Origin of the sequence: Streptomyces sp. NPDC058576 (genome assembly GCF_042718715.1) — a bacterium.
Taxonomy (GTDB): domain Bacteria; phylum Actinomycetota; class Actinomycetes; order Streptomycetales; family Streptomycetaceae; genus Streptomyces.
The window spans coordinates 63,165-89,243 of sequence record NZ_JBHXPF010000002.1 but is presented as its reverse complement, the minus strand read 5'-3'; the positions used below and the strand labels follow the sequence as shown (position 1 = coordinate 89,243).

At 69.5% G+C, this 26,079-nt stretch carries 28 protein-coding genes and 1 pseudogene; 25 read left to right on the top strand and 4 right to left on the bottom strand.

Features of this window, described 5'->3' with window-relative positions; genetic code table 11:
* Window positions 1-10: 10 nt before the first annotated feature.
* Complete coding sequence (locus ACFWRV_RS01870; RefSeq protein ID WP_384326852.1) at window positions 11-982, bottom strand: SGNH/GDSL hydrolase family protein; 972 nt, start codon at window positions 980-982, stop codon at window positions 11-13.
* Window positions 983-1,299: 317 nt separating this feature from the next.
* Between ACFWRV_RS01870 and ACFWRV_RS01865 the strand changes: the two are divergent.
* The 23 genes and pseudogenes from ACFWRV_RS01865 to ACFWRV_RS01755 all read left to right on the top strand — a co-directional run.
* Window positions 1,300-1,674, top strand: a pseudogene (locus tag ACFWRV_RS01865) (hypothetical protein); the annotation flags it as partial.
* A gap of 93 nt (window positions 1,675-1,767) precedes the next feature.
* Window positions 1,768-2,193 carry a hypothetical protein gene (locus ACFWRV_RS01860; protein ID WP_384326850.1) on the top strand — a complete coding sequence of 142 codons (426 nt, stop codon included), beginning with the start codon at window positions 1,768-1,770 and terminating at the stop codon, window positions 2,191-2,193.
* A complete protein-coding gene (locus ACFWRV_RS01855) occupies window positions 2,190-3,029 on the top strand; it encodes a relaxase/mobilization nuclease (protein ID WP_384326848.1) in 840 nt (279 codons plus the stop codon). Before ACFWRV_RS01860 ends, ACFWRV_RS01855 begins: the two co-directional genes overlap by 4 nt.
* 122 nt (window positions 3,030-3,151) lie before the next feature.
* Entirely contained in the window at window positions 3,152-3,775 is a 624-nt protein-coding gene (locus ACFWRV_RS01850) for a hypothetical protein (RefSeq protein WP_384326846.1), read from the top strand.
* Window positions 3,759-4,520, top strand: a complete 762-nt coding sequence (locus tag ACFWRV_RS01845; protein ID WP_384326844.1) for a hypothetical protein — start codon at window positions 3,759-3,761, stop codon at window positions 4,518-4,520. Before ACFWRV_RS01850 ends, ACFWRV_RS01845 begins: the two co-directional genes overlap by 17 nt.
* On the top strand, window positions 4,517-5,161 hold the full coding sequence (locus tag ACFWRV_RS01840; protein WP_384326842.1) for a hypothetical protein: 645 nt from the start codon (window positions 4,517-4,519) through the stop codon (window positions 5,159-5,161). The genes ACFWRV_RS01845 and ACFWRV_RS01840 overlap by 4 nt, the downstream gene beginning before the upstream one ends.
* Before the next feature lie 13 nt (window positions 5,162-5,174).
* Entirely contained in the window at window positions 5,175-5,582 is a 408-nt protein-coding gene (locus ACFWRV_RS01835) for a hypothetical protein (RefSeq protein WP_384326840.1), read from the top strand.
* 269 nt (window positions 5,583-5,851) lie between these two features.
* Window positions 5,852-6,235, top strand: coding sequence for a hypothetical protein (locus ACFWRV_RS01830; RefSeq protein ID WP_384326838.1), 384 nt, complete (start codon window positions 5,852-5,854; stop codon window positions 6,233-6,235).
* On the top strand, window positions 6,232-7,035 hold the full coding sequence (locus ACFWRV_RS01825) for a DUF317 domain-containing protein (protein ID WP_384326836.1): 804 nt from the start codon (window positions 6,232-6,234) through the stop codon (window positions 7,033-7,035). Before ACFWRV_RS01830 ends, ACFWRV_RS01825 begins: the two co-directional genes overlap by 4 nt.
* Before the next feature lie 26 nt (window positions 7,036-7,061).
* Entirely contained in the window at window positions 7,062-7,418 is a 357-nt protein-coding gene (locus tag ACFWRV_RS01820) for a hypothetical protein (RefSeq protein ID WP_384326834.1), read from the top strand.
* Entirely contained in the window at window positions 7,409-8,227 is an 819-nt protein-coding gene (locus tag ACFWRV_RS01815) for a DUF317 domain-containing protein (RefSeq protein ID WP_384326832.1), read from the top strand. Before ACFWRV_RS01820 ends, ACFWRV_RS01815 begins: the two co-directional genes overlap by 10 nt.
* Window positions 8,228-8,298: 71 nt before the next feature.
* Window positions 8,299-8,805 (top strand): hypothetical protein, encoded by a 507-nt coding sequence (locus ACFWRV_RS01810; protein WP_384326830.1) that lies wholly within the window; start codon window positions 8,299-8,301, stop codon window positions 8,803-8,805.
* Window positions 8,806-8,983: 178 nt separating this feature from the next.
* A complete protein-coding gene (locus ACFWRV_RS01805; protein WP_384326828.1) occupies window positions 8,984-9,577 on the top strand; it encodes a DUF317 domain-containing protein in 594 nt (197 codons plus the stop codon).
* 32 nt (window positions 9,578-9,609) lie between these two features.
* A complete protein-coding gene (locus tag ACFWRV_RS01800; RefSeq protein WP_384326826.1) occupies window positions 9,610-11,400 on the top strand; it encodes a type IV secretory system conjugative DNA transfer family protein in 1,791 nt (596 codons plus the stop codon).
* 113 nt (window positions 11,401-11,513) lie between these two features.
* Window positions 11,514-12,239: an HAD family hydrolase gene (locus ACFWRV_RS01795; RefSeq protein ID WP_384326824.1), complete on the top strand. Its 726-nt coding sequence runs from the start codon at window positions 11,514-11,516 to the stop codon at window positions 12,237-12,239.
* A gap of 397 nt (window positions 12,240-12,636) precedes the next feature.
* Entirely contained in the window at window positions 12,637-13,092 is a 456-nt protein-coding gene (locus ACFWRV_RS01790; RefSeq protein WP_384326822.1) for a hypothetical protein, read from the top strand.
* Window positions 13,089-13,850 carry a DUF317 domain-containing protein gene (locus ACFWRV_RS01785; protein WP_384326820.1) on the top strand — a complete coding sequence of 254 codons (762 nt, stop codon included), beginning with the start codon at window positions 13,089-13,091 and terminating at the stop codon, window positions 13,848-13,850. Before ACFWRV_RS01790 ends, ACFWRV_RS01785 begins: the two co-directional genes overlap by 4 nt.
* Window positions 13,851-14,105: 255 nt before the next feature.
* Window positions 14,106-14,615 carry a hypothetical protein gene (locus tag ACFWRV_RS01780; RefSeq protein WP_384326818.1) on the top strand — a complete coding sequence of 170 codons (510 nt, stop codon included), beginning with the start codon at window positions 14,106-14,108 and terminating at the stop codon, window positions 14,613-14,615.
* A complete protein-coding gene (locus ACFWRV_RS01775; RefSeq protein ID WP_384326816.1) occupies window positions 14,612-15,373 on the top strand; it encodes a hypothetical protein in 762 nt (253 codons plus the stop codon). Before ACFWRV_RS01780 ends, ACFWRV_RS01775 begins: the two co-directional genes overlap by 4 nt.
* A 244-nt stretch (window positions 15,374-15,617) precedes the next feature.
* The gene (locus ACFWRV_RS01770) at window positions 15,618-16,379 is read left to right on the top strand and encodes a hypothetical protein (protein WP_384326814.1); all 762 of its coding nucleotides are present in this window, start codon (window positions 15,618-15,620) and stop codon (window positions 16,377-16,379) included.
* Window positions 16,376-17,647 (top strand): DNA cytosine methyltransferase, encoded by a 1,272-nt coding sequence (locus ACFWRV_RS01765; RefSeq protein WP_384326812.1) that lies wholly within the window; start codon window positions 16,376-16,378, stop codon window positions 17,645-17,647. Before ACFWRV_RS01770 ends, ACFWRV_RS01765 begins: the two co-directional genes overlap by 4 nt.
* On the top strand, window positions 17,647-18,768 hold the full coding sequence (locus ACFWRV_RS01760; protein WP_384326810.1) for a DnaB-like helicase N-terminal domain-containing protein: 1,122 nt from the start codon (window positions 17,647-17,649) through the stop codon (window positions 18,766-18,768). Before ACFWRV_RS01765 ends, ACFWRV_RS01760 begins: the two co-directional genes overlap by 1 nt.
* 62 nt (window positions 18,769-18,830) lie before the next feature.
* A complete protein-coding gene (locus tag ACFWRV_RS01755; RefSeq protein WP_384326808.1) occupies window positions 18,831-20,207 on the top strand; it encodes a DUF317 domain-containing protein in 1,377 nt (458 codons plus the stop codon).
* A gap of 171 nt (window positions 20,208-20,378) precedes the next feature.
* Here the strand turns inward: ACFWRV_RS01755 and ACFWRV_RS01750 are convergent, their stop codons facing one another.
* Entirely contained in the window at window positions 20,379-21,230 is an 852-nt protein-coding gene (locus ACFWRV_RS01750; RefSeq protein WP_384327241.1) for a DUF5655 domain-containing protein, read from the bottom strand.
* Window positions 21,231-22,436: 1,206 nt separating this feature from the next.
* Window positions 22,437-22,916, bottom strand: coding sequence for a hypothetical protein (locus ACFWRV_RS01745; RefSeq protein ID WP_384326806.1), 480 nt, complete (start codon window positions 22,914-22,916; stop codon window positions 22,437-22,439).
* Between the two features lie 1,805 nt (window positions 22,917-24,721).
* Between ACFWRV_RS01745 and ACFWRV_RS01740 the strand changes: the two genes are divergently transcribed.
* Window positions 24,722-24,925 carry a hypothetical protein gene (locus ACFWRV_RS01740; RefSeq protein WP_384326804.1) on the top strand — a complete coding sequence of 68 codons (204 nt, stop codon included), beginning with the start codon at window positions 24,722-24,724 and terminating at the stop codon, window positions 24,923-24,925.
* 7 nt (window positions 24,926-24,932) lie between these two features.
* Window positions 24,933-25,079, top strand: coding sequence for a hypothetical protein (locus ACFWRV_RS01735; protein WP_384327286.1), 147 nt, complete (start codon window positions 24,933-24,935; stop codon window positions 25,077-25,079).
* 279 nt (window positions 25,080-25,358) lie between these two features.
* Here ACFWRV_RS01735 and ACFWRV_RS01730 read toward each other — a convergent pair whose 3' ends face one another.
* Window positions 25,359-25,637 (bottom strand): hypothetical protein, encoded by a 279-nt coding sequence (locus ACFWRV_RS01730; RefSeq protein ID WP_384326802.1) that lies wholly within the window; start codon window positions 25,635-25,637, stop codon window positions 25,359-25,361.
* Between the last annotated feature and the right edge of the window lie 442 nt (window positions 25,638-26,079).

Genomic DNA, 26,079 nt, shown 5'->3' with positions numbered 1-26,079 from the left:
AGGGTGTGGGTCAGCCCGCGTCGAGGGAGTTCAGGACCGCACTGGTGACGAGGTCGGCAGCGTTGCGGTGACCCGCGGCGTTGGGGTGGACGAGGGCGAGCTGCTGGTTGTCGGTGAGGATCCCCTCTGCCCACTTGCCGGCGTCGCAGACACTGTGGTTCACGGAGGAGTCGTAGAGGTTGACGAAGCTGGTGGCGTCGTGCGAACCGGCGGACTTATCGATGGCCTGGTTGAGGGGTTCCAGGACGTCAATGCGCAGCCACGCCAGGTCTCCGGGGGTGATCGAGCCGAACTGCTCGAAGTTGTTGTAGCTGCACTTGGAGGTGTCCTTGGGGATGACCGCGGGGTAGCCGACGGCCAGGATCTTGGCCTTCGGGCTGCGCTCGTGGAGCACCGTGAGCATCTTGTCGTAGTCGCTGCTCACCTTGGCCAGGCGGGCGGGAATGCCGGCGGTCAGGTCGTCCTTGCAGGGGGTGCCCTCGCCTTCGCTGCCCGACCCGAGTTCCAGGCACTTCCGGAGGATGTCGGCGAACCCGAGGGTGTTTCCGCCCACGCCGACGGTGACCACGTTGGTGCTGGCGCGGACCGACTCGGACTGAGGCGGCACCGGCGGGAAGGGGTAGTCCGGGTCCTCGGAGAACGGCGGCAGGTGACGCCCGATCGGCTCCTGGGCACGGGAGGTGACGTTTTCAATCGTGGCGGCACCGCAGCTGACGTTGGTCAGGTCGAGGAGCGATCCAAGGTCGCGGTCAATGACCTGCGGGTATGACCGGTCCGTGCGCTCACAGCCGTCACGCGGAACCTCGAAGGTGTCGCCGGCGGCCGGGATGACGCCGGCGGTGTAGGAGTCGCCGAGCGCGACCCACTCATACGATGCCGCCGCCGCCGGGGACGCCCCGGCGATCTGGCTGGGAACGATGGCTGAAGCGGCGAGAGCGGCGGTGGAGCCCAGCAGGGTCAGGCGCTTACGGAGATGCGTCACGGGTCCTCCAGAATCGGCAACGAAGATCACCTTTCGTAGCTTCGCATTACAGAAAGTAGCCAACTGGCTCGACACGCCCTCTCGGCGAGCCAGCGATCATCAGCCTCGAACCCACTCGGGTTAGCACTGCCGCTGAAAGCTGTGAAGCTCTCAGGACCCGGCTCCGCCCACAACTTCCGTGACGGCCCGTCGCTCAACGGATCGGCGCTCCAACGATTGCCCAACGCCGGGAGCCGGGTACACACCGCAGGCGAGCGTGCGCCGCATCGCATCACAGAAGTCGAACCAGAGCCCATCCGAGTGAAGTGCAGAGAAGCACCAACTGCTGGAAGGCGGCGCGCGACGCCGACACCGGCTCGAAGGAGGAGTGGCTCGCGGCCAAGCGTGCCGCCGAGCAGGAGGAGGCCGCAGCGTGGGCGAAGCAGTTCGACATGCCGCCGCTCGAAGGCCCGGAGAAGGTCCTGGACTGGGGCGAGCGCTCCCGCCACCAGCTGATGACCGCCGCCCACACCGCGCTCGCTGTCGAGGGGAGTTGAGACGAGGCGGACTGGGCAGAGCTGGAGATTAAGGCGCGCGCGATCACTCGCGCCGGGTGGTGGATCGACCAGCGCGACGCCGATGGCTCTGAACTGCTCGAACTCCTCAACGCAGCCGGTGAAGGTGACCGTGCGACGGAGAACCCGTTCCGCTGATCGCGGGGAACATAGCCGGGAAACGCCGGTTAGCCAAACCGGCGTTCCTCCGGACTATTGATGCTCCCACCCCGCCACCTGCGGAAGGACCTCATGTCCCAGCCCCCTCGCACCTCAGCGTTCGCACCGACGCCCGACCCGCTCACCCCCAACCGGGACGTCACACACCAGCATTTCCGGGCCGGTGACACCGTCGTCGTCCTCAAGGGGGTGGCCGGCGGTGAGCTGTGGGGCGACTCGATGCGCGTTGTCGCCCCGTCCTGGCACACCCCGACCGACGAGGACGGGTGGCGGCTGCGGGACTCGACCGGCGGAGCCCAGTCCTACGTCACCGCCCACCCCCGCTACCTCGTGCACCTCTCCCGTCGCTGCCCGGACTGCCTGATCCACCTGCGCGCCATGGAGGATGCGCTCCTGGCGCGGTTCGCCGGCCGGGAGGAACTGATCGACTGCGGCTGGTACACCACCACCGCCCTGGGCCAGCTCGTGCACATCGCCGACATCCGGGGCGGCCGGTGATCCCTCACCTTCATGAACGGGCCCCCCAGCCGCAAGACCCGCTCGAAGCGGCCCTCGGCCGACCGGTCTCGCTGGACGAAGGGCTCACGGAGTACACGGTCGTCGCCCACTGGCCGGGCCTGGACGAATTCACCCAGGACGATGAGGACAGGATCTGGACGTCCGTCGAGTGGGCCGAGCACCTCGACGATCCCCGTCTGAACCACCCGTTCCCCGCAACTCCGCCCGACGGGCAGGCGTTCTTCCACATCGAGGTGCGCCTCGCCCCCTGCGACCGGGAGTTGGCGCTCCAGGAGTATGCCGAGGTAGCTCACCGCCTTGCCCGGGCCGCCGCAATCGAAGTTCCCGGCAAGGAACAGGGCGCCCGGTGGATCGCAGTCCAAGCCCAGCCCGGGCGCCTCGATCTCATCGCCAACCTGATCCACATCGACGGCACGTGGCACGCGCCACCCGGCAACGTGGCACGGCGTCTGGCGGACGAGGCTCGCCGCATCGAGCAGGACCTCCACCTCGCCTCGCCATCGCGTGCCACTCCCGCGTCACGTCCCGCCGCCCGTACGACGCCGACGGCATCGGATCAGCTCGCGGCCGTTCTCACGCAACTGGCTGACGAACACGCCGGCCCTCTGGCCGCAGTCCGTGGACTCATCGAGCACACCGCGCACCGGACCGCCCATCAGCCCGGTGCCGCCGGCACCGCCCACAGCCTGCTGCTGCTCGCCCGGCGGGTCTACGCCGTCCAGGAGGACCTGCACCGCGCCGCAGCCGGGCTGGCCCGGTCCCCGGTCGCCGTCGAACCACCCGCCGTCCGGCGCTCCGCCCACCGTTCACCGTAGGAGAACAGCCTCTGCTCTACCTCAACCGCTGCGTCGAGATCCGCCGCGACCCTGACTCCGAGGAACTCCTCGCCCGAGAGGGCGACGCCCCAGCGCACAGCATCCTCCAGCGCGCAGGCTTCGTGCCCGTCGTACGCGTCCACGAGAGCTACCACCGCGCCCCCAAGGGCCTGACCGCCAAGGACGAAGACCGTCTTGCCACCGCCGCTGTCGCCCGTCTCCGGGCCCAGGGCTACCACGTGGACTGCGACGAGGACTTCGACACCGACGACCGCCCGGCAAGCTACCCGCCGTCCAGCTCCTCCGTCGCCCACCTCGCCAGCCGCGTCAGACAGGCCACCACCATGGAGGAGACGGCCGCCGCACTGACCGAGCTGACCGTTCCCCACGACGGTGTCCTCACCGCGATCGAGGAAGTCCTCACGGCCACCGCCGACTTCTACGACGTGCTCGGCGAGCCATCCGACCCGCACATCGCCCGGCGGCTCCGCTACCTCGCCGACGAGGTTCTCCGCAACATCCGCACCGACCTCTCCGACACCCGCAATCAACTCGCCGACCGGCACGCCCCGCACCCCCGCCGCAGCACCTGCGCACAGGCGGTCCCGCCCAACGAACGCGAGCGCTCCGCCGCGTGCGCCTGCCCGCCCCGCCGCGCACGCTCCCGGCCCCGCCGCCCCCGGTGGCCGTCGGCCTGCGCCGCTGACTCCTCTCCCGCCCAAGGACACCATGTACGACCCCCATGAAAGCTCCGATCGCCTCGCCTCGTACGCCGACGTCCTCGCCGGCGAACTCCCCGGCACTTGGACCAGCTCCCACATACCGGCGGACGCCAAGGACGACCTCGCGGAACTCGCCGACCGGATCTGGGACCTGGACCTGGTCGCTGCCGCCCTCGCCGATCACCCGCTCCAGGAAGCGGCCCTCCTTGCCCGCCCGGACGGCGCACAGCTCGTCCTTCTGGACCGGTACGACGAACGCGACGGGTTCCTCATCGCCGCCGTCGCCCCGCGCGCATTGCCCGACGAGGCGTACCGCTCCGTCCCCGAGCCCAACGGAATCGCCCTGGTCGACGACCCGTTCCTGAGCGCCGAACACGTCGCCGGTGATCTCCTCGCCCGCTACGACAGCACGCTCGCCCAGGTCCGCAACAACGCCCTGGGCGGCCTCCAGCCCTCCCAGGCAGACCGGGTCGTCCTCACCTGGCAGCCGGATGGCAGCGTCGCCACCGCGCCCGTCGACCACCGCGCCGGTGAGATCCTCCTGGCCCACGGCTTCGTCCAGGACCCGCAGGACGGCATCTATCGTCTCAACGGCGACGACACCCAGGCCCAGGCCCGCGCCCTGCGTGAGATCGGCCCCAGGCTGGAGGCAATCGGTATCGGAACCGGCCTGCAGCACCCCGCCGGCCGGACCGCACCCACCGCCACCCCCGCGTCCACCCCGCCAGTCCTTGCGGGCAACCGCACGCCGCCGGTCCGCGGGCGATGAAGCAGCACGAACCCGACTTCCTGGCGCTGGAGTACATCACCATCACCAAGGACCCCCGCACCGGCCTGGTCGTCGCCATCGGCGGCACCGAGAAAGCCGCGGACATCCTCCAGCGAACCGGTGGCTTCCTCTCCGCCGCCGGACACCACGGGAACTACCACCGACTGCCGCACGGACTGCCCGTCGAGCAGCAGCGTCTGAAGGCGACCACCGCCTCGCACGCCCTGCTCGCCGCCGGCCACAACGTCCACCTCGACCCCGCCCTCAACATGCTGACCGTCCCGAACGGGGACCGCGATGCAGCCCTGCGCTACCTCGGCCATCTCGCCGAGCGGGTCGCTGCCGCCGAAAGCAGCAGCCAGGTGGCCGAGGTACTGACCGAGATCGCCGCCCCGGTCAACGGGCTGTTGCCTCTCACCAGAGAAGTCGTCGTCCGCGCTGTGCTCGCCGCCACCGCCCTCCATGGCACCGCCCCCAGCGACGAACCCGGCCCCATCGACCGTCTCGGTGACATCACCCACTCCATGAGCCTGGCAGCACGAGTCATCCTCCACGCCCGTGATCACGCTGCCCGCGCTCCGCAGAAGGCCCCCACACCGCCGCCGAGCACACTCCAGACCCCGGCCTCCCGACGCCGTTGACCCGGAGAAACGCATGACCAACCTGGCCGACGAATGCGGCACGGACGCCGAGATCTACATGAGGCCCTTGCCGCCCACGGTCCACGTCGACACCCGTACCGGTGCCCCTGCCGCCCTCTACAACCTGCTTGACCAGCTCGGTCTGCAACGGCACCCCGTCCAGCAGGGCGACCAGACCCTCACCTTCCACACCGCGCCCCTGCAGCTGGACTTCGACGAGCAGAAGCACGTGGCGACCCGGGCCATCCCCGACCTGCTCCTGGCCGGATACAAGATCAACTCCACGCCCACCGTCTTCGACGAACCCACCTACCAGCAGGCCGCGCACGACATCCGCACCCGCAAGGCGAACCCTGCGGCACAGCCGCCGGCACCAGCCGGCGCACCCTCACGGTCCGCTCCTGCCCGCCGTACCCCATAGACCCCAGGCGGCCCCGGCTCCGCCCCGGGCCGCCCACCCAGCCCCGATCCCGGAGTAACCCGTAACACCCCGCACACCCCCACCGATCAACAGCCGGCTCAAACCCCGCCTGGCTACCGCTCTGTTCCGCCGCTACCTGCGCGCCTGCATCCCGACCAGGCCCGACAGCGGTTCTCCGTTGGCCGGTGCCCAGCCGGAGGCCGTCCTCGCCGAGTCGCGTCGCGTCGGGCAGCGCCACAGCCCCTGACCGTCCACCGACCCGGAGGAGCATGTCCCACCCCGCCCCCTACCCGATAGGGCTGGCCGACGAGATCACCCGGCAGCTCCATCTGCTCGCCGAGCACGTCGCCGTACTTCCACCTCACCAAGCGACGCAGGTCATCGCACACATCCTCAACCCGGACGACGGGCTGCTCGACGGCGTCACCGGACTCGTCTCCGTGAGCAGCACGTTCGCCAAGGTCCAGGCTGAACGCGGCGTACTTCCAGCCGAAGTGTGGCTCGCGCTGGGCCGGGCCGCCAACGATCTTGACGCCGTCGGCGGAGACCTGGACGAGCACCGCGCCACCCTTCGGCGTTTCGGCGCTCAACCTGCTACCGGCGCGGCAAAACCTCCGGCCCCCGCGCCGCTCGTCGTACGGCGGCGCCGATGAAGAAGAAGCAGCGGCACGGCTGGGGTACCGGTGACCAGGCCGAGCAGCACTATCTGGTCCAGCCCCGAACCCTGGCCGGTGGCGGCGACATCCGGCACGTCTCGGAGTTCCTGCGCGCCTCGGGCTGGCGGGACAAGTCTAGGACGGGCGGTCCCCTGCACATGGAGAGCCCGGACCGCACGCTCCGTGTCGCCTACGACCCCTACGTCCTGCCCGGCGGATGGACCGTCCACGGCCGGGCAGAGAGGCCGAACGGCGAATGGACGGCGCAACTGGGCATGCAGACTCCGGTGGAGATCATCGCTGGTCTGACCGACGCCCTCACCCGGCCCCGCACCGCCCACGCTCCCAATGTCTGGGCGCCGCTGGAGGAACAGAAGTGGGAGATGCGCTTCGAGGGTGAGAACTACATGGCGACCAGTCCCGACGGCACTGCGTGGATGCAGTACCACCAGAGCACCGACGGCTCGGCGATGTGGTGGACCGGCGCGAAGGACAAGCGGGGCAACGGCTGGGCAGCCCACTTCACGCCGAACACCCCGATGCATCTAGTGCAAGCCTTCTCAGCCGAACTCGCCGGCCCCGAACCCGTGATGCGCCCGCGCGGACACTTCCCTCTCAGCGCCCAGATCCGTACCTGGTCGGTTTCCGTCAAGCCCTCCCAGCTCAGTGCGTGGCAGCAGGCCCGCATCACGGCCGCCCGCGCCTCCACCTGGGCCCGCAACAGCGCCAAGGGCTCCCGGCCCCGCGCAACCGCTCCTCCCTACACCCCGGCCGGCGGTCTCCGGACCCGCCGCTGAACCACCGATCCATTCCAAGGAGATTGATGCCCGCACTCACCCCGGACACCATCCGCACCCTCACCGAAGCGCTGGCAGATCTCACCGACTATCTGCGCGAGAACCCCGACCTCGACGAGGCCCTCGCGCTCGTCGAGCCCCTCCTCGACGAGTACACGGGCCTGCCCGTCCAGTTCGCCGACACGCTGCGCGCCCTCGCCCGTGCCGTACAGGAGCACCCGGACGTCCCGCGCACCGCGCAGGTCGACCTTCTGGTCACCGAGTTGCGTACGGCCGCGTGGGAGCAGGCCGACCAGCACACCCTCCACTACGTCCTGGACGATCTCCGCGACCTGCCCGCCGACTCCGTGGCAGGCGAACCGGGGTGCTGCTGGTGCCGCTGAGCGAACGGCAGCTCGCCGCGTTCGCGGACGAGCACGTCTGGAAGATCCCCTTAGACACCAGCCCCCGCCACCTCGCGGGCCCGGGAGATGCCCGCCACGTCACCCACGGTCTGGCCGCCGCCGGATGGAGCAGCGTCTCCGACCCCCTGAGCGCCGAGATCGTCCTGCGCAGCCCTGACCTCCGTCACAGCCTGCAGTTCGACCCGCAGTCCGCCACCGGAGCGTGGTGGCGGCTGCGGGCCGAGCCCTCCGACGACGGTCCCGGGTGGTACGCCGAGTTCGGCGAACTCGTGCCCGCCGAGGTCCTCGCCGCCCTCACCGACGCCCTCATCAGCGCACCGCCGCAACCGGCCGACCTGTGGCAACCGGTGACCTCGGCGGGGTGGCACCGGGACTCAGAGAGCACAGCGCGCTCCCCGGACTCCATGTGCCATATCGAGCTGCGGCAGTTGAGCGAATTCCAGGACCTGCCGTCCTGGCACATCGAGACCAGCGAGCCCCGCGGCGAGTTCTCCGGCCCGCGCATCTGGCACGCCTACCTCGACGAGCTCACCCCACCCCACCTCATCGCTTCGTTCCTCACCGCGCTGGCCGACCCCAGTCCGCTCCAGCGCGGCATGTACGAACGCACCGCCCACTACCGCGCCGTACAGAAGCCGAGCCCACTGCGCCCACAACAGGTGGTCGACGCCCACACCAACCGCATCAGCTCTCTCCGCGCACAGGCACGCTCCGCCCGCCGGCCGCAGACGAAACCCGCGACAACCCCGGCGAACACGAACCCAGCCCGTCCGGCAGCCCGCCGCTGAACCGACAGGACCCGTCCATCTCCACCGACCACCACGCACACCGCGCCGCTCTCCGCCACCTCGACCACTACGTGCGGGACAGCAAGAAGATCCTCGACGCCTGGGACGCGTACTCCGAGGAGCACACCGACCTCGACGGCTGGCCCCACGACGAGCACGCCTACGGCGTGCGGGCGAGCCAGCGCGACGCCGACACCGCCGAGGCGTTCGAACCGCTCCGCTTCGGCGCCCGGCATCTGCTGGCCACCGCCGAGACACAGCTCACCCGGCTGTCGGAGACCACGGTCCAAGGCCGCTGGGTCTACCAGTTGGGCGTCCTGCGCAACGCCCTCGACCAGCTGGACGAACTGCACGAGCAGTGGCTGACCACCCGAGACGCCCTCCCCGCCAACGCCAAGGCCGGCACCGCTGGCTTCGACGACGCCCTCGCCGAGCATCACGCCGAATCGTGGAGCTATCTCGACGACTGGGCCACCCACGGCAAGGCCGTCCGCGAGATCAATGCCTGGGCTCGCACAGCCCGTTCGATCCTGGCCCCCGCGCCCGCGCCCGCCCGGCGCCCTGCGGCACGGAAGTGAACATGCCCCCGACTCCCCAATCCGTTGAGGTCGACTTCATCACCCCGCGCCACCTCGCGGGCGGCGGCGATCCCGCCTGGGTCACCGTCCCGCTCCACCGTGCCTGCGGATGGAGTCACGGCAACGACCTGCTGAGGCCGCGCGTCCTGCTCTCCAGCCCCGACCAGAAGGCACTCCTGTGCTGGAGCCCCTCCTCGACGGACAGTGGTGGACGCTTACCCACGCACCGAGATCCGGTCGGCCGGCCTGGTACGCGAGCTTCGGCGGGCACACCCCGGTGGAACTGATCGCCGCCGTCACCGATGCCCTCGCCGACCCAGCCGTCGCCGACACACCGCCCGATCCGTACGAACCGCTCGCGGACGCCGACTGGTATCCGATGTACGGCATGAAGGGCCTCGTTTCTCCCGGCGGCCACGCCCGGGTCGAACGCGTCGTGGACCGCAGCACCGATCACTGGGTCGCCACCACCGCCATCGGCAACCGCACCGTGTGGCAGGCCAGCTTCGGCGAACACACCCCACCGCGCCTGGTCGCGGCGTTCACCACGGCCCTCGCCGACACGCGCCCCGTGGCCCGTCCGGACAGCCCGCACGACCAACCCACTCTCGATCCGGACCTCGTTACCCGCAGGCCCACCGAGGTGCTCGCGGGGCTCGTCGACTCCGCTCTCGAAGAACGCGTCCGCTCCCTGACCGCCCGCCACGCCTTCCCCGATCCGGCACAGCGACCAGCACGACAGCCACCATCCACGAACGGCCGCAGTCGCTGAACCACCCGTCCCCGCCCGGAAGCACCTACCTCTTGCCCCCTTCCTCCTCCAGCAGCAACACCGACAGGTACGACCTGGTCCTGCGCCTCCTGCTCGGCGCTGTCGCTGTCGTCGTCCCCCTGTCCCACCTCGCCTGGCTGTCCGGGAACATCACCGCCTACCTCACCGGTGGCACCTGCGCGCGATACCAGCCGACCGATGCCCTGCTCCATCCCGAGCAGATCTGGCCCGACGCAGGCGAAACGTCCCTGCTGATCGGTGCCCGCATCGTCCCCGTCGTCCTGCTCCTCGCATTGATGGCAGGGGCGGGAATCCTGTGGGCCCGGCACAAGAACCTGAGCGGCGGCCGGAAGAAGATCACCGACATGGCCAAGGCCCGGGACATCGAGCCACTGATGGCCAAGGCGATCTCCGGCAAAGCCCGCTCCCTGCGCCCCAGCCTGAAGGACGCCAAGCACATCGAAGCGAGGGACACCGGCATCCTCCTCGGCAACCTCCAGGGCACGAAGCACGAAGTGCGGATGGGGTTCGAGGATGTCGCCGTTGCCATCATGGCGCCCCGCTCCGGGAAAACCACGTCGCTCGCCATCCCCTCCATGCTCCACGCACCTGGCCCGGTCCTCCTCACCTCCAATAAAGCCGCAGGCGACGCCTTCACCGCGGCCCATGAGGCCAGAGCGCGGGTGGGTGCGGTGTGGACCATGGACCCACAGCAGATCGCCCACGCCGATCGCCAGATGTGGTGGAACCCCCTCGCCACCGCGAAAACCCTCGACGGTGCCGGTCGCCTGGCCGGGCACTTCCTGGCCGCGAGCGTGGACGCGAGCGCGCAGGGCGACTTCTGGTCGAAGGCCGGCAGCAACATCCTGTCCCAGTTGCTGCTGGCCGCGGCGCTCGACGATCGGCCCATCACCGACATCATGCAGTGGCTGGCCTTCCCCGCCGACCGCACACCGTTGGACATCCTGCGCGACCACGGCTTCGCCGCCGTCGCCGCCCAGCTCAAGGGGACGGTGGAGGGGCCGCCCGAGACCCGGGACGGCATTTACGAGACGGCCCGCCAGTACGCCGCCGCGCTCCTCAACTCGGAGATCGCCGCTTGGGTGACACCGCAGAAGGACGTTGCCGACTTCCGGCCCGCCGACTTCGTCACCTCCACCGACACCTTGTTCCTGCTCAGCAAGGACGGCGGCGGCGGAGCAAGTGCGCTGATCGCAGCATGCGCCGACTCGGTCATGCGCGCCGCGACCGCCCAGGCCGAACGTGCCGGCGGCCGTCTGGACCCGCCTATGCTCGCGATCCTCGACGAGGCTGCCAACGTATGCAAAATCTCTGACCTTCCGGACTTGTATTCCCACCTCGGCAGCCGCGGCATCATCCCCATCACGATCCTCCAGAGCTACCGCCAAGGTCAGAAAGTGTGGGGGGACGCCGGCATGGACGCCATGTGGAGCGCCTCCACCGTCAAGGTGATCGGATCCGGCATCGATGACCCCGACTTCGCCGACAAACTGTCCCGCCTGATCGGTGACCACGACGTGGAGACCACGTCCACCTCGCACTCGGAGTCCGGGAAGTCGACCTCGGTCAGCATGCGGCAGGAACGGATCCTGCCCGCCGACGCGATCCGAGCCCTGCCCAAGGGAACGGCCTTGTGCTTCGCCACCGGCATGCGCGCCGCCATGCTCGACCTACGCCCGTGGTACGCGGAGCCCGGAGCGAAGGAGCTGTCCGCCGCATCCGCCCGCGCATCAAAGGCCATCACCGCCAGGGCCAACGCCAAACACACCCCCAGCCAGGACGACTACGGCACCGCGGCATAGGACAGCCCGACGCGTCACCGACCCCGGTGACCCGACCGGCACCACCCTGCACCACGGCAGCTGCGTTCACCACGCCCGGCCTGCCCGACAACACCCTCTGGAGAATCCCCTCTTTGCACACACCCTCTACCGCCCCCGTACACATCGTCTGGGATTGGAACGGGACACTGCTGGACGACCTCCACTGCATGGTCGAGGCCGTGAGCGCCTGCCAGGAGGCCATCGGCGAACCCGCAGTCGACACGGCGACCTACCGCCAGCAGCACTGCCTGCCCGGACGCCGCTTCCACGACCGTCTCAGCGGCCGGCCGGTCACCGACGCAGAGTGGCCCGTCATCCAACGGACCTACGCCGAGCACATGTCTGTCCGCAAGCCACCGCTGCGCGCAGGCGCCGCGCACCTTCTGCAGTGGATCGCGGAACAGGGCCACACCCAGTCCCTCCTGTCACTCACCGACGACCCGCAACTGCGGCGGGAGGTGGAACAGACCCGTCTGAAGCACCTCTTCAACCGCATCGATGGCCGACGCGCTCCCGGCACCCCGAAGTCCGCGGCCCTCCAGCGCCACCTGGCCATGCTGGATGAACCCGACCGCTGCCGGGTCGTCTTGATCGGTGACACCACCGACGACGCCGCAGCAGCACGGACCTGCGAGGTCCGGGCCGTCCTCCACACCGGTGGCTTCGAACTGGCCTCGCGTCTGCGCACAGCCGGAGCCCCCGTGGTCCCCAGCCTCGACGCAGCCGCCCTCCTCGCCCTGGGTCTGTCCGCCAGTACGTCCCAGCGGCCCTACGTCCCGGACATCCTGCTGCGCCGTGATGCTCGACGCCAGCGCTGACAAGAACGGCCCTCGACTTGAACCAACGAGGCATTTCCTCACACGTCGCCTACCTTCGACACCTTGGCGTCGACTTCGCCGACCTCCGCTCCACGGTCCTTGGTCTGGAGATTGCTCCTGGCCAACCGACCCTGCACACCCTGTCCACGCTCTTCTACCGGGCGCAGGGCATGGCCACCCGGCTGGCCTCTCAGGTTTCCTCTCTCGATGGCAGCCCCTACACCCAGGTGCCCGGGAGCCGCGAGTCTCTGGATGCTCTGCGCGCCGGAGTCGGCACCGCTTCCCTGGCCGCTTCCGACCTCGCTCACGCCTTGGCCGCCACCCCCGGGAAGGCATCCGCTTCGGTGGACCGACCGAGCGCGACGAGCAGCTCAGCGACCAGGAGCGCTCTGAGGCCGTGCCCGTCCTGACCGAGCATCTACAGGAAGCCGCCCGGCAGCTGGAGCTGTGCTCCACGGTCTGCCACTACGTGGCCCACGGGATCTCCAAGGACATCTCCCCCGCCGCAGCACCAGCGCCCGCACCGTTGCCGGCCCCGGCCAAGCTGAACACGAAACAGTACGAGGCTCTCGACGCCCTGGCGAAAGGCGGGGCGCAGCTGAAGGTACGGGACCGGGGTGCGCGGATCGCGACCATCGATGGCACAGCCGACACCAACGCCACCTTCGGCTCACTCGACGAACTGGACCTCGTCCACCACGACACGTCCGTGTCATTGGCGCGCGGTCGCGACATCACGGTCACCGAGGAAGGACACCGTGCCCTGGCCCACCGGCCGGCTCCACCGTCGGCACCCACTCCAGTCGCACCTGCACCAACCGCCGTTCGGGCATCCGGCCGGACCGGCCGGTGAAGCGGTTCGCGCCGGACGAGGTGGTCCTCGTCTCCCCGCGTCATCTGGCGGGTGCCGGCGTCGACAAGATCCGCGATGCTCTCGGTCTCCTCATCAACATGTTCGGCTGGACGTCCGAGAAGCTGCCGCCCGCGGGCCACGTGCTCCTCAACAGCCCGGGCGGCGAGATGGTTCTCGACTTCACCCCCGACCGGCAGGACGGCGTCTGGTGGACGATCGCGCACCACGAGCCCCTCTGGCGAGCTGAGTTCACCCGGCAGGTGCCCGTGGAAGCCATCGCGGCCGTCACCCAGGCCCTGCCCCAGGTGCTGGGCGACAACCGGTATGCCGACCGCATCCCCTTCGCCGACGAGTACCCGGCCAGCATCGCCAAGGACCACGGGTGGGCAATACAGGGCGCCGCGCACGGCACGACGTGGACGTCACCCGACGGACACTGCAAGGTCGAACACACTGCGGATACCGAGCGCACCTGGCGGTTCACGCACTCGGTCGACGACGGTTTCGACACGGACTGGTCCGCCGTCTTCACCGTGGACACCCCGACCCAGGTCGTCGCACAGTTCGTGACCCACCTGTCCGATGACCGCCCCGTCGAACGGCGGTTCGTCGACGTGCCTGCTGCCGCCCTGAACGCAGCCGTGATCACTCCCATCCGCAGCAGCGGGCCCAGCACTCACACCCTGCACTCGGTCGAGCGGCTCGGGCATTCCCTCACCTCGGCCGGTCGGTCACCCGGTGCGCACCGCCGTCGCTGACCCACTGCGAATCACGGGTACCCCACCTCTGGCCCGCGGGCGCTCGGGGCCGTCCCGCTCTCCTTCGTCCCAACCTCCGCGTACGAGCCCGCCGGGCTCGACGACGTGGTGCCCAAGGCCGCGATCGGCTCCATCCCCGCCGGCGCCCGAGGCGACCTGATGCCCGGCCGCGGGCACATCACCCGCGCGAGGGGAGCGCCGACTTCACGGCAGCGACCACGTCGCCCGCCTCCTTGTGGCAAGCCCCCGAACCTCATGTCTGGAGATCAGCTGCACACCTACGAACCCACCGACCTCGACGAGATGTCGCCGCTCCAGGCCCTGGACGCCGTGACTGCGGACGTACGCGGCGCCCGCATCACCGTGGACAGCACCGGCCTCTTCAACGCGACGCGGCACATCGGCCTGCTGTGCCACCTGGCTGCCCGCACGGCCGCCGACGCCGAGTACCAGCTCTCCCCGAACATCTCGGAGCTGCCATCTGCCGAGCACCTCGGCGCGAGCGCCGGACACCTCGGACAGGCCATCGCCCACTACACCCAGGCCCTCGCCCCGCTCCTCGTCCTCACCACCACAGCGCAGGACACGCCACGGCAGAAGCTCGACTCGCTCGACCATCACAACCGCCTGCGGAGCCACCTCAATGACGCCGGCCGAGCCCTCGCGGCGGCCCGCACCGTACTCGCAGTGCAGCAGCCTCTCACCGCTCCGAGTAAACCTGCTCCGGCGCCGCTGCGCGCCCCGGCCGCCCGGCGCCGTGCATGACGACACCGCCCAACGATGGCCTCCTGTTCGATCTGGCCGCCCCGCCCACGCCAGTCGAACGACTGGTGCTACTGGCCGACCAGTACGTACAGCACAACGACACCCTCGACCGCCTCCTGCGCGCCGGTTCCCCGCCCGGTCCCGCCGCCCACGTCGCCTCCGCCCAGCACCTCGCCTCCGCGACCCGCGCAGCCATCGAAGCCGTCAGCGACGCGCGGCTCTTTGCGAGTCACGAGCTGGCAGACGCGATGTTCCGCCTCCAGCAACTAGCCTTCCTGAGCAGCGCTTCCACGGAGCACGGACTACCGATGGCCCGCACGCTGACCGCCCTGGCACCCACAGCAGCTATGGGCTGCGCCGACACCGTCGCCCGCGAACTCCACCGCCGCCGTGCGCATTCGACCAGCGCTCCCGACCACCGGCTGACCGCCACGCACCACACCGCCCTGCGGGAGATCGCCCTCGGAAACGTCGTGACAACCAGCTCCCAGGGCCGGGAGTACGTCCACTACCGCGACGAACGCGTCCTGATCGGCACGCTCCGGTCGCTGGAGGCGAACGGACTCACCGAACGCGTACCGGATTCCGCGCCGTCCGCCTACGTTGACGGACCGCTCCAGGACCGCATCCGTCTCACCTCCGTCGGCGTCACCGCCTTGGCTGCCGTCATCAGCAGCCCTCCCGCCAGTACGGGGCCCGGCACTGCACCCGCGCCCGCCGCCGCAGCCATGAAAGCGCGGGCTGCCCGAAGCCTCTGACCGACACTCCCCATCGCCCGGCCCGATTACAGACGAGCCTCACCGAAGGCATGCCCCACGTTCCCCACCTCCAGGACAGACCATTCCAGACCAGCCTCAATTCCGCGCCCTTTCCCTGGGTGCGGGCGTTCAATCCAGCACTCTCCTCGCCCTGTCGGCCGAAGGAATTCTCCCCAGGGTCGACTGCGCAATTTTCGCCGACACCGGATGGGAACCCGAAGCGGTTTACACCCACCTTGACCGCATGGAAGAGGGGGTAGCGAAGCCCGCCGGAATCCCCATTCTTCGGGTGGCGTCCGGAAATATTCGCAGTGACGCCCTGAACCCGGATCACCGATTCGCATCCATGCCTCTACACATCCTCAACAAGGATGGGCGACCGGGAATGACCCGAAGGCAATGTACGGGCGAATATAAAATAAAACCGATAAAGCAGAAGGTTCGCGAACTGCTCGGATACCCCTACCCTGCACGTATCCCGAAAGGGGTATTCGTCGAGCAGTGGGTGGGGATCTCCACCGACGAGTTCCACCGGGCCAAAGACGCCGACGTCAAGTACATGCGCACCCGGCATCCTCTTCTGGACATGTCCTGGAGCCGTGCCGAATGCGTTCGATATCTAACCTCTCTCGGGCTTGCCGATACGCCGAAATCGAGTTGCCTCGGCTGCCCGTTCCACGGAAATGCGCAGTGGCGGCACATCAGGGACACCTCTCCGTCCGAGTGGGCGGATGTCGTCGAGTTCGACGCGGCCATCCGGCAGGGCAATGCCCGCGCCAACGCATCGGGCAACCGACTACTCGGCGAGGCATTCCTGCACCGCTCCCGCGTCCCCCTGAGCCAGGCACCGATTGACCATGTGACCGCCGCCGAACGGGCCGCTCTTCACACCGGCGCGGATGAGGCCGATGCGCTGGAGAACGGGGTCGAGGACGGCTGCTCTCCCTGGGCGTGCCGCGGCGACGCCGACGCACTGACGCGGGACGACTTCGGACTGGCCACGTGATACTCGACCTCTTCGCCGGCCCCGGCGGCTGGAGCACTGCGCTGCACGTCCTCGGCGCACGGGACGTCGGCCTGGAATGGGACAAGTGGGCGTGCAAGACCCGTGCTGCCGCAGGCCAGTTGACCATTCGTACCGACGTGGCGATGTATCCGACCTGGCCGGTCGTCGGCCGCACCCGCGGTGTCATCGCCTCTCCGCCGTGCCAGGCATGGAGCATGGCCGGCAAGCGCCTCGGCTTGCTCGACCAGCCCTTGGTGCACGCGGCGGTCGAGGACCTCTCCGCCGGACGCGACACCCGCGAACGCATCCTTGCCGCCTGCCGCGACGAGCGGTCCCTGCTCGCGGCCGAGCCGATGCGCTACCTGTACGCCCTGAACACGGTCGGCGAGCCCGACTGGGTCGCTATGGAGGAAGTACCGGACGTCCTACCACTGTGGAAACAGTATGCGGCCGTCCTGCGCCGATGGGGGTTCTCCGTCTGGTGCGGGATTGTCAACGCCGCCGACTTCGGCGTTCCGCAGACACGGAGGCGGGCCATCCTCCTGGCCTCACGCGTCCGCACGGCGCAGCCTCCCACGCCGACACACGCTCAACTAGCAGAGCCCGATTCGCTGTTCGGTCCGGGCCGCACCCGCTGGGTCAGCATGGCCGAGGCCCTCGGGTGGGGTGCGACCGACCGACCCGTCCCCACTGTCTGCGCCGGTGGCGGCCCCGGGGGCGGGCCTGAACCCTTCCCCTCTGGCTCCCGCAAGGCACTGTCCGACGCCCGGGAGCGGGGTACCTGGACGCCCCGGGCGGACCGTGTGGTCCTGCGGTCCCGCCGCGAAGGAACAGGATGGGCGGCGCGGCACGGTACCCGTGAGAACCGGGCCGCCGACGCTCCAGCGCCGACGTTCACCGGCGAGGCGCATCGCTGGACCTGGTCCCTGCGCAACAACAACCAGGCCAACGCCACCGTCCGTTCCTTGTCTGAGCCGGCGGGCACCCTGTTCTTCGGGCACCGGGCGAACGAGTGCACCTGGGTCGCCGAACCTACCCCCGTCACGGTGGAGACCGCGGATACGCCGGCAGTTCCCGAGCCCATCCGGATCACCGCCCGCGAGGCCGGACTCCTGCAGACCTTTCCCGCCGACTACCCATGGGCCGGCAACAAGGGCCAGCAGTTCTCCCAGATCGGCAACGCCGTACCTCCGCTGCTCGCCGGCCACCTCCTCGCCCCGCACCTCGGCGTCACTCTCGACCCGAACGACTTCACCCTCGCCGCCTGATGCCCGCCGCCCCTGAACCCGACGAGGACGACCTCGACGCCATCACGCCGCCGCAGCCGGTGTTCCACATCGAGCAGGCCCTTCTCGGCGCCCTCCTCCTCGACCCCCACCGTCTCCGCGACGTTGACGGCATCGCCGCAGACTCCTTCTCCACCGCCCCGCACGCCGCCCTGTACGCCGCGATCAGCACCCTGCCGCCCCCCCATCCCGCCGAGCATGCCAAGAACACCAAATGGCTCGACCGCGTCCTCACCCTGGGACGCGAACAGGCGCGCGGACTGTCCGCCTCCTACCTGCACACCCTCATCCAGGTATGCCCCTGGCCCCGCCACGCACCGGCCTACGCACGCATGGTCGAGGCCGAGCACGCCCGCCGCCGCTTGCAGACGGCCGCCGAACACCTCGTCCAGACCGTTCACGACGCCTCCCTCCCGAACCCCGTCCAGACGGCGCTCGCCGAGGCCGACGCCCTCAGCGCAGTCGTGGACGACATCGCGAGCCGCTTCCCGCCCCGCGCCGGAGCCCTGCCCCGCACCACGGTCCCGCCGCAGGTCGCGCCTAACCGCAGCGAAGCGGTCGAGGAGGAACAGCTACTGCTCGCCACCGCCACCGCCCACCCCGCCGACATCGAAAACGTCCGCTGGCTACTGCCCGACGACCTCACCGTCCCCCTGCACGCCGGCCTGTGGCGGTGCCTGACCGCTCTTGTCCGCCGCCGCGAGGCCGTCGACCCCGTCACCGTCCTGTGGGAGGCCCAACAGCGCGGCGTACTCGACGACGGAAGCGACCCCCGCGACGTGATCCGCCTACTGGCCGAACCAGCCGGTTCCCTGGACTACTGGGGCGAACGCACCCTGCAGCGTTCCCTCCTGGCCACCGTCGACCAGGCCGGCCGTCGCATCGAGGCGTACTCCGGCGACTCAGCGAACACCCCGTTCCAGCTGGTCGTCGGCGCCCGCCGATCCCTCGCCGACATCGCCGCCATCCGCAGCCGCTGGCAGCACGCCACCGGGCCGATACCGACGCGACGGCCCCGACTTGCGCCCCCCGCTCGCGCCGAGCCGCCGACCACCACCGCCGCCGTCGCGCCCACCGCTCGGCCCGCGCGAGCTGCCCGCTAGCGCCCGCATACGCCGGTGGCCGGACCCGAAGATCCGGCCACCGGCAGAAGAGAAGACGCTCCATGACAACCACACCCTCCATCGACGCCCACGTCGTCCTCGACCTCCACCCCACGCACTCCAGCGCCGTGACCGCCACCCTGACCGGCACCCAGGCCCGTATTGCCCACATGGGCCTGGAGGCAGCCGACTGGACCGTCGTAGCGGACAACGTCCTGGCCCTGGTGCGCATCGACTCCGAGGAGCCCTACTGGGCACAGGACGCGGCAAAGCACCTGGCCTCCGAGGGGATCACCGTCGAGATCGCTCCTCGACTCCAGGAGGCCATGGACGAGGAATGGACCTGGGCCAACTACCCGATGCCCTGGTGCACCCGCAGCGAAGTCCGTGAGGTCTCCAACGAGGCCCAGAAGATATACGACGACATTCGCCACGGCCAGCTCCTCATCCACGCCCACGCCCATGACGGGTACACCACCGTCGCGGTCGGCACGTACCTCGGCCGCACCGGCAAGTCCGTCTACCTCCACGGCGAGGACCACCTGCGGATGATCGCCGACACCTTCGATTCACCCGCCCAGGCCATGCTGGCATTCGAGAAGACGCACGGGGCGGAAATGCGCACCGGTCCGGCGCCCCTGACCGACACCGAGCGCTCAGCCGCGGAAGCCCGCACCCCTCTCAATCTCACTACGGCCAAGCCCGAGCCGGCCCCGCCGGCGCCGGAAAGCGTCCCCGTCTACCTGGCCGACGCCGGCGACCACGCTGCCCTCCTCGACACCTTCCTCGACGCTCACGGTGACTTCGGGAAGTGGCGGACCTGGTCGGACGAGACGACACACGCCATCCACGAGTCCCAGACCCTGCGCATCGAGCACGTCCACGAAGCCCATGCCCGCGAGACCGCATGGACCGTTGCCGCTTACGAGACCCCCGTCTCTGACCGCATGTGGGTCCTCACCGCGACCAGCGCCACCCCCGGTCCGGTGCTTCAGGAACTGCTGAGCAACCTGGCCGACGGCGACGGCTGGGACACCGCGGTCGGTGCCCCGGTTGACGAGAAGGCCGTCACCGCTGCCACCCAGCCGCTCTCCGACGCCGGCTGGAAGCACACCGTGGACGGACGCTGGATCCGCTGGACATCGCCCACCGGGGACGCGGGCATCTTTTTCGATGCCTTCGCCGCCCAGCGGCTGAGCCAGACCCTGGACACCTGGACCATCTGGGCCGGACGCGACCCGGAACGGCCCATCTGGACCGTCACCGCGTCCCCGCACACCCCGAGTTCGCTGCTCTCCGGCCTCTCCGAGACCCTCGCCCACGACACCGGACTCCGCCGCCCCCAGACCGCAGGCACCGGACGCAGGACGAGCCTCGTCACAAGCCCACCAGCCATGCCAGTGGTCGCGGCCACCTCCGCTGCCTGCCGTTCACGCTGATCATCGGCATACGAGAGCAGCGCAACATAGCGTGGGATCACCGGTTAGCCAAACCGGTGATCCCACGCATCATTGATAGTCCACCGCCACGTCCCACTCGCCCGTCGAAAGGCATCACCCACGACCTCAGAGCAGCCTCGAAGCGGCCACGGCCATGCGGCCAGCCGGCGATCACGCCGCCGCGTAGCTCGCCCGGAACAGATCCTTCGCCCGCTCCACGTCCCTCGGCGTACGGAGCTGGACCTCCAGGTCGCCCGTTCCGTGGTGACCGAGCCCGCGCACGTCCCGGGTAAAGCCCGGAACCATGGCGACGTCCGCCGGGTCAACCTTCAGGTAGACCAGCAGCTTGCTCCGCTGCGGCGGACACACACAGGCGAAATTCCGCAACCGCTGATAGGCCCGATACTGCTTGCGCTGCACGCGGTTCACACCGTCCCCGAACCCGAGCAGAGCCTCGTCGACCGCGATAGCCAGCTCCATCATCGCCGCACCCTGGACATCGGCCGCTGCCTGAGCAACAGGCTGGCGCCGTGCCCGACGGGCCACCTGCATACCGCCGCTCACGGAGGCCACGGTCTCCAGGCCGAGCAGATCGCTGCCAAAGAGCCGGTAGCGGACCAGGTCGATCGAACGCCGGTGCTCCCGCACGGCGAGCACGTCGTAGCGGGTGAAGCCACCGGCGATGCAAACCAGGCGCGGCCCGCTCCACAGGACCTGGGACGCGGCGGCCACCCCGAGCCGGTCGCGGACCAGGCGCTCGAACTCATCACGGTGATCCAGAAGCCACGACAGGTAAAACAGCCCCTGGTTGATCACGCCGGCATCGACGCCACGCTTGTACTCCACGATGACCGGGCTACCGTTCTCATCCAACCCGAGCGAGTCAATCCGGCCCCCGTGCAAAGGTCCGGTGCTGTACTCGCTCGCCAGGAACCGAACACCTAGCAGTGTCTCCATGTGCGCTTCGACGAGACCCTGCACGTCCGCCTCGACCTCAGCAAGACGCGGCACGACTTCGGTCATGCCGCTGTTCGCCGTGTCCGCACGGAACAGCTTCACTACCCGGCACCTCCCCCTCTTTCGGTAAGGAGGTACTCAACGTCGGGGAGGCGCCGTTCTATTTCCACCCGCCTGTGACGATGAGGGGCCCGGCTCAGACGAGCCGGGCCCCTCAGTCCTGTTGCGAGCTTCCGTGCAGCACCTCGGCCCGTGCCTGGCCTGTCCACGTCCGCCCTTCTACTGCCAGACGCCGCCAACAAAGGGCGCATGACCAACGCGTGACCAACAGCGCCCAGGAACAGGCAGAAACGCCTAGGAGCAGGCCGACACAGACGCAAGTCGAGCACCTACGCCAAGGCGCCAAAGCGCAGGCCAGAGGGCCATCCGGCAGGGGTGCGGCTGGGGGTGCGACTTCCACCCCATTGCGTGCAGCACCGACGAAGGGATCGTCGCCCCGACCCCGAAACGGGATGTGCCGATCCCGCTAGAGAAGGAGAACGAACGATGGTGCCCGCAGTGCCTTGACCTGCACCGGGCCGCCTGATCGCGTGAACGCTGAGCCGCATCCCAAGTTCGTCCGTTGCCTCCCGCACCGCCGAGGCCGACGGCTTGTACTGCTACCCGTGCGGCCGTGTGCGCCCTCGGCACGACAACCCGCCCTGCCGCGCGGCGTACTCGGTGAGCGCGGTATCCCCCGCACCTTATGCGGCGCGGGGAAGCCCAGTTCCCCCGCTCGCCGGAAGTCCGGTGCCACCATGGCGCGGGAACATACTCCGAACGCAGCCAGCTTGTGAGGGCGGGGCGTCGCAACAACGCCGTGGGCGAGGTCAGGGGCTCAATCTGATGTGCCACCCGGTGCGACAGATCTGCACGAGCCGGGAACGGATGCGCGACCGTCCCGGCTGTCCGCAGGATCGGGTGCACCATCGGCAAAGAGCCCGTGGCCCGCCGCGGACTGCATCCGCCGCCGGCCACGGGCTGCCGTTCCGGCCTTCCCCTGAGAGGTAGGCCGAGGACGCGGTCGTGATCGACCGCCGACAGGGGCCGTCTAGACCGAAAGGCGTCATATGTGGCGAACGACTAATATCGTATCGAAGACTCGGCACCCGCCTGGTGTGGCGTGCGCGCGTTCTCCGCCGCTGCTGACAGGCTGTCGGCCAGGCGTACGCCTCTTCCGGAAGCCCCGGCCCGATTCCGACGGGCCGAGGTCCTGGCGTGCAAGTGGCGTTGTTACCACTTGTAGTGGTGGTTGTTCTCGACGACGCGGAAGCTGCCCACGACGCCGTCCTTGATCTGGAGGCCGCCGTCGACGTAGTGCGGCTTGACGCCGTTGCTGGTGCTGTACGGACCGACCGTGGCGATGGGCGCGCCGTTGTCGCAGGTGGCCCCGCGGAAGACCTCGACACTCTTCTTGGAGTCGTTGCGGATGTTGAAGCTCTTGGCACCCAGACCGCTGACAGCGATCGTGCAGCCGTCCGACCCGGCGGAGTAGGACCGCTCGTTGATGTGGATCCGGCCCTTGTGGTCGTCGTGGTCCTTGCGGTCGTAGTCCTTGTCGCCACCCTGGGGGGCGGCCGGAGCGGCGACAGCCGGGACCGGCTTCGCGGCCGGGGCGGCCTGGTCGGAGGCAACCGCGTAGTTGATGCCGGTCGCGGTGAGGGCCGCGGCACCGACGACGGCGGCAGCCACTGCGAGCGAGCGATTCTTCATTGCACGACTTCCTGTTCCGGGGTGGTCGACCGGGCGGCCGATCCGAGAGCGAACTTACCTAAAAGCCACTTAAGTGGCACTCTGGGCAGAGAGAAAGTGTGAATAATGGGCCGCTTGGCCGCCTCGCCCGGACAGGCAGCGACGCCGAACCGTATTGCCCACTGCCGCAGAACAGGTCTTCTGCCAGGAGCAGTTGGAGCATTGTTCCCCCACTGGGTGACTCGGAGGCACCCCGTTCACACTTTTGATTGCGTGTCACTCCTTGCGCCAGGTGCCCCCCGCCTCAGAGGCAGCCCCCTCACATCGGGCGGAGTGCCGGAGTCCGTGCGTCGGCAAGAGTTCGGCATGTCGGTAAACCGTGACGCCGGGTGACGAACCAGCGGGGCGAGTGGACAGCGAGGCTCCCCAGGAATCACCCCCGCCGGAGTCCGGAGCCTGCCCGGGAGCGGGGGCGAGATGCCGGCCCAGAAGCCGGACGTGCGTTCTCGCCGGCCCTCAGCTCGGGGACGCGCCGCGGGGCGGGGCCCGAAACGGGACCGTCGGCCATGGAAACCGTCCTGACCGCCCAAGGTGACATCTCCGGCCCAGGAGTTCGCCGTTCGGGCGTCCACCCGCACGGCGGGAACTCCAGATCCGTTCAGGTGACTCCGGCATGGTTTGCGCGTTAGAGCGGTGTGACCACAACGACGACGCGGCCTGCCTACGGGACCGCTCGCAGGGAATCGCCGCCCCTGCCGGCAAATGAGCCGGTCTTCGCGGCACTGGCCGCCGAGTGGAAGGCGGCTGGGCGTGTCGTGCCCGGCCAGATGGGCCGGGAGTGGGACATGCTGACGGACAGACCCCCGTGGCCCATCCCCTGAAGACCAGCGTGGAGCGGCAGACTTCGCCACCGTTGCCGTACCCGCTGCACCGGCCGGCAGCCTCGACTACCTGCCCGGCCAACGAGGCTGCCGGACCGGCCGGGCAGGTTGGGCCCCTTCCGGTCCGGCAGCCCGCAGTCCAACACTGCCCGCCGTAGCGCCCAGGATCCGGCGATGCTCCGCAGCGAGGCGCCTGCCCGTGCCGACGGTGGCGGCGAGCACGACCTGCCGCAGCGCCAGGAATCTAGCCAAAGGGGCGTGATGTCCGGCTTAAAGCCTGTGCGGCGGCCGAGCTGGGCGACTCGAAGAGGCTGACCGCCGCACCAAAGGAGAAGGCTTCCCCGAGTAAACTTTCGGCCAAGAAGCCCTCCCGCTACCCGAGTATGCGACGCTGCCAGGCATTCCCCGCCACACGGCGCGCAACACGGTCACCTGAACACCGCAGCCCCCCGCCAGACCGATGCTCGCGCCCACGACCAGGCCGACCGTGTCGCCCGCGTCCCGGCGCCTACCCGACCGCTGCCAGGGCCCGGCACGTCATCGCACCCACTCGTATGCGTCGTCCTCCCCGTCCGTGTCGCGGTCGTCATCGCTGAGGAGGTCGTTCACCTCGTCCTCGGTAAGGAGGTCGCGCGTCTCGTTCATGCTCCTCAGGATGCCGGGCCGTCATCGCCGCCGCCCGCACGGCACGTATGGCATCTCAGAACTCAAGAACGCTGACGCCGTCGATCTAGTCGATGCTCCGATCTGATTGCCAGCTGTCTGGCGTCGCCCTCGTCCTGTCACGCGGCCGAGAGTTCGGCGGCGGTCGGGATGGCCGGGATCCCGTTCGGTGGTAAGTCCGACGCGGGGCGCGCCTGCGGGCCGCTGCTTCCCGGGCGGGCGGTGCCCCTTTCCCGTATCAGGGCTCCGGGGGTCTCGCGCGGACGTGCGCCATCGTCGACCATGCCACCCGGGCCGATTGCGCTGCTGTACGGGCGTGAGGTCCTGGACGCGGCGGTCGACGCGGCAACGGTGACCGGGCTGTTGGCGCTGAGCGAGGCCCGCGCCACGGCTGCGTTCGATCCGAGCATGGCGGCTGAGCTCTGTCTGGCGGCCGTGCCGCACTTCGCGCTCGCGGTCACCCTGGCCTCCGCCGACCTCGACTGATCCGGCCATGCCGGGGGGCGCCCCCTGGCATGGCCCGGGTGACACCGCTGGCCTCCTGCTGCACGAGTACACCGACGACGTCGAGCGTGTACGGGTCGTGTACTGGATCTCCGCGCTCCGTACCGTCGTGGTGGTCGCCTACATCGAGGTGTAAGACGTCCGGGTGGCCACCGGGACGGTCGAAAGGGCCGTACTGGCAAGGCCGACGCCAGGGGCCACGGCAGCGGCGCCCCCAGCCACGATCCAGCGGAAAGCGTGGCGTCCCACCACTCGCGTCAGACTTTCTGCGGGGCGATGGCCCGGGAGGGAACCCGTAATCGTCCCTGTAGTGCGGAGCAGGGGCAGGGCACGGGTCACGCTCGCAGCGCGAAGCAGAGCTCGGGTCTCCGCGGTCACCGGCGGCTGGGCGCTCAGCTTGATCCGTGGGTCGTACTCAACAGGGCTCGCCAGCGTGGTCGCTACGGGTGTTCACCGGCGTAGGCGGCAGCTCGACCTCGGCGGTCTCGTCCCACCAGGCGTACATCCACTCGTGGCGGACCCGCATGCGGTCAGCCCACGGGAACGCCCGGCCGACGACGGCCTGAACCGCCGCGGTGATGACGTTGACCGCCTCGAACCGCTTGGTGTTCCTGATGTTGACCCCCATCCCCTGCGGGATGTGAAACTCGAATGTGAGCCGCAGGACGCGCGGCGCCTTGATGTATGTGGTCATCGTTACCCCCTTCTGATGGACCTCAGCATGGCAACTTCTCCGCGAGATGTGAGGTTCTCGCCGAGCGTGTCGAATCTCCGCGAGAGACCCACCGCCGCTGACTGCCGGCACGGGGCGACTCCCGGCTCCGACGCCGGGGGCTTCCGTGCTGTCCTGTCGCTCCGAAGCCTGCGCACGGGCTGCGCCGCAGGTCAGACGCGTGGCGGTCATCGCTGACCGCGCTCCGCACCGTCGTGGTGGTCGCCTACGTAAAGCCATCGACCGGAGCGAAGTGGACGCGGTGCCCTCTGCGCCCACTTCGGCCTGCCGGGCTGTTCGCCGAGGTGCTCGCCGGGTCGGGCCCCACGGCCCATCGCCCGGATCCGCTGAGCGGGGCCACGGCCCACCGAACTGGCCCCTGCGTAGCGGCTGTTGAGGCCCCTGGAATGCGCCCGGAAGGCGA

Bases quoted from the DNA above. Each gene is read 5' to 3' on its own strand.
- ACFWRV_RS01860 (WP_384326850.1), top strand. From the start codon at position 1,768: ATGTCCCAGCCCCCTCGCACCTCAGCGTTCGCACCGACGCCCGACCCG.
- ACFWRV_RS01845 (WP_384326844.1), top strand. From the start codon at position 3,759: ATGTACGACCCCCATGAAAGCTCCGATCGCCTCGCCTCGTACGCCGAC.
- ACFWRV_RS01840 (WP_384326842.1), top strand. From the start codon at position 4,517: ATGAAGCAGCACGAACCCGACTTCCTGGCGCTGGAGTACATCACCATC.
- ACFWRV_RS01835 (WP_384326840.1), top strand. From the start codon at position 5,175: ATGACCAACCTGGCCGACGAATGCGGCACGGACGCCGAGATCTACATG.
- ACFWRV_RS01830 (WP_384326838.1), top strand. From the start codon at position 5,852: ATGTCCCACCCCGCCCCCTACCCGATAGGGCTGGCCGACGAGATCACC.
- ACFWRV_RS01825 (WP_384326836.1), top strand. From the start codon at position 6,232: ATGAAGAAGAAGCAGCGGCACGGCTGGGGTACCGGTGACCAGGCCGAG.
- ACFWRV_RS01820 (WP_384326834.1), top strand. From the start codon at position 7,062: ATGCCCGCACTCACCCCGGACACCATCCGCACCCTCACCGAAGCGCTG.
- ACFWRV_RS01780 (WP_384326818.1), top strand. From the start codon at position 14,106: ATGTCTGGAGATCAGCTGCACACCTACGAACCCACCGACCTCGACGAG.
- ACFWRV_RS01775 (WP_384326816.1), top strand. From the start codon at position 14,612: ATGACGACACCGCCCAACGATGGCCTCCTGTTCGATCTGGCCGCCCCG.
- ACFWRV_RS01770 (WP_384326814.1), top strand. From the start codon at position 15,618: ATGGAAGAGGGGGTAGCGAAGCCCGCCGGAATCCCCATTCTTCGGGTG.
- ACFWRV_RS01760 (WP_384326810.1), top strand. From the start codon at position 17,647: ATGCCCGCCGCCCCTGAACCCGACGAGGACGACCTCGACGCCATCACG.
- ACFWRV_RS01755 (WP_384326808.1), top strand. From the start codon at position 18,831: ATGACAACCACACCCTCCATCGACGCCCACGTCGTCCTCGACCTCCAC.
- ACFWRV_RS01750 (WP_384327241.1), bottom strand. From the start codon at position 21,230: ATGACCGAAGTCGTGCCGCGTCTTGCTGAGGTCGAGGCGGACGTGCAG.
- ACFWRV_RS01745 (WP_384326806.1), bottom strand. From the start codon at position 22,916: ATGAAGAATCGCTCGCTCGCAGTGGCTGCCGCCGTCGTCGGTGCCGCG.
- ACFWRV_RS01740 (WP_384326804.1), top strand. From the start codon at position 24,722: ATGCCACCCGGGCCGATTGCGCTGCTGTACGGGCGTGAGGTCCTGGAC.
- ACFWRV_RS01735 (WP_384327286.1), top strand. From the start codon at position 24,933: ATGCCGGGGGGCGCCCCCTGGCATGGCCCGGGTGACACCGCTGGCCTC.
- ACFWRV_RS01730 (WP_384326802.1), bottom strand. From the start codon at position 25,637: ATGACCACATACATCAAGGCGCCGCGCGTCCTGCGGCTCACATTCGAG.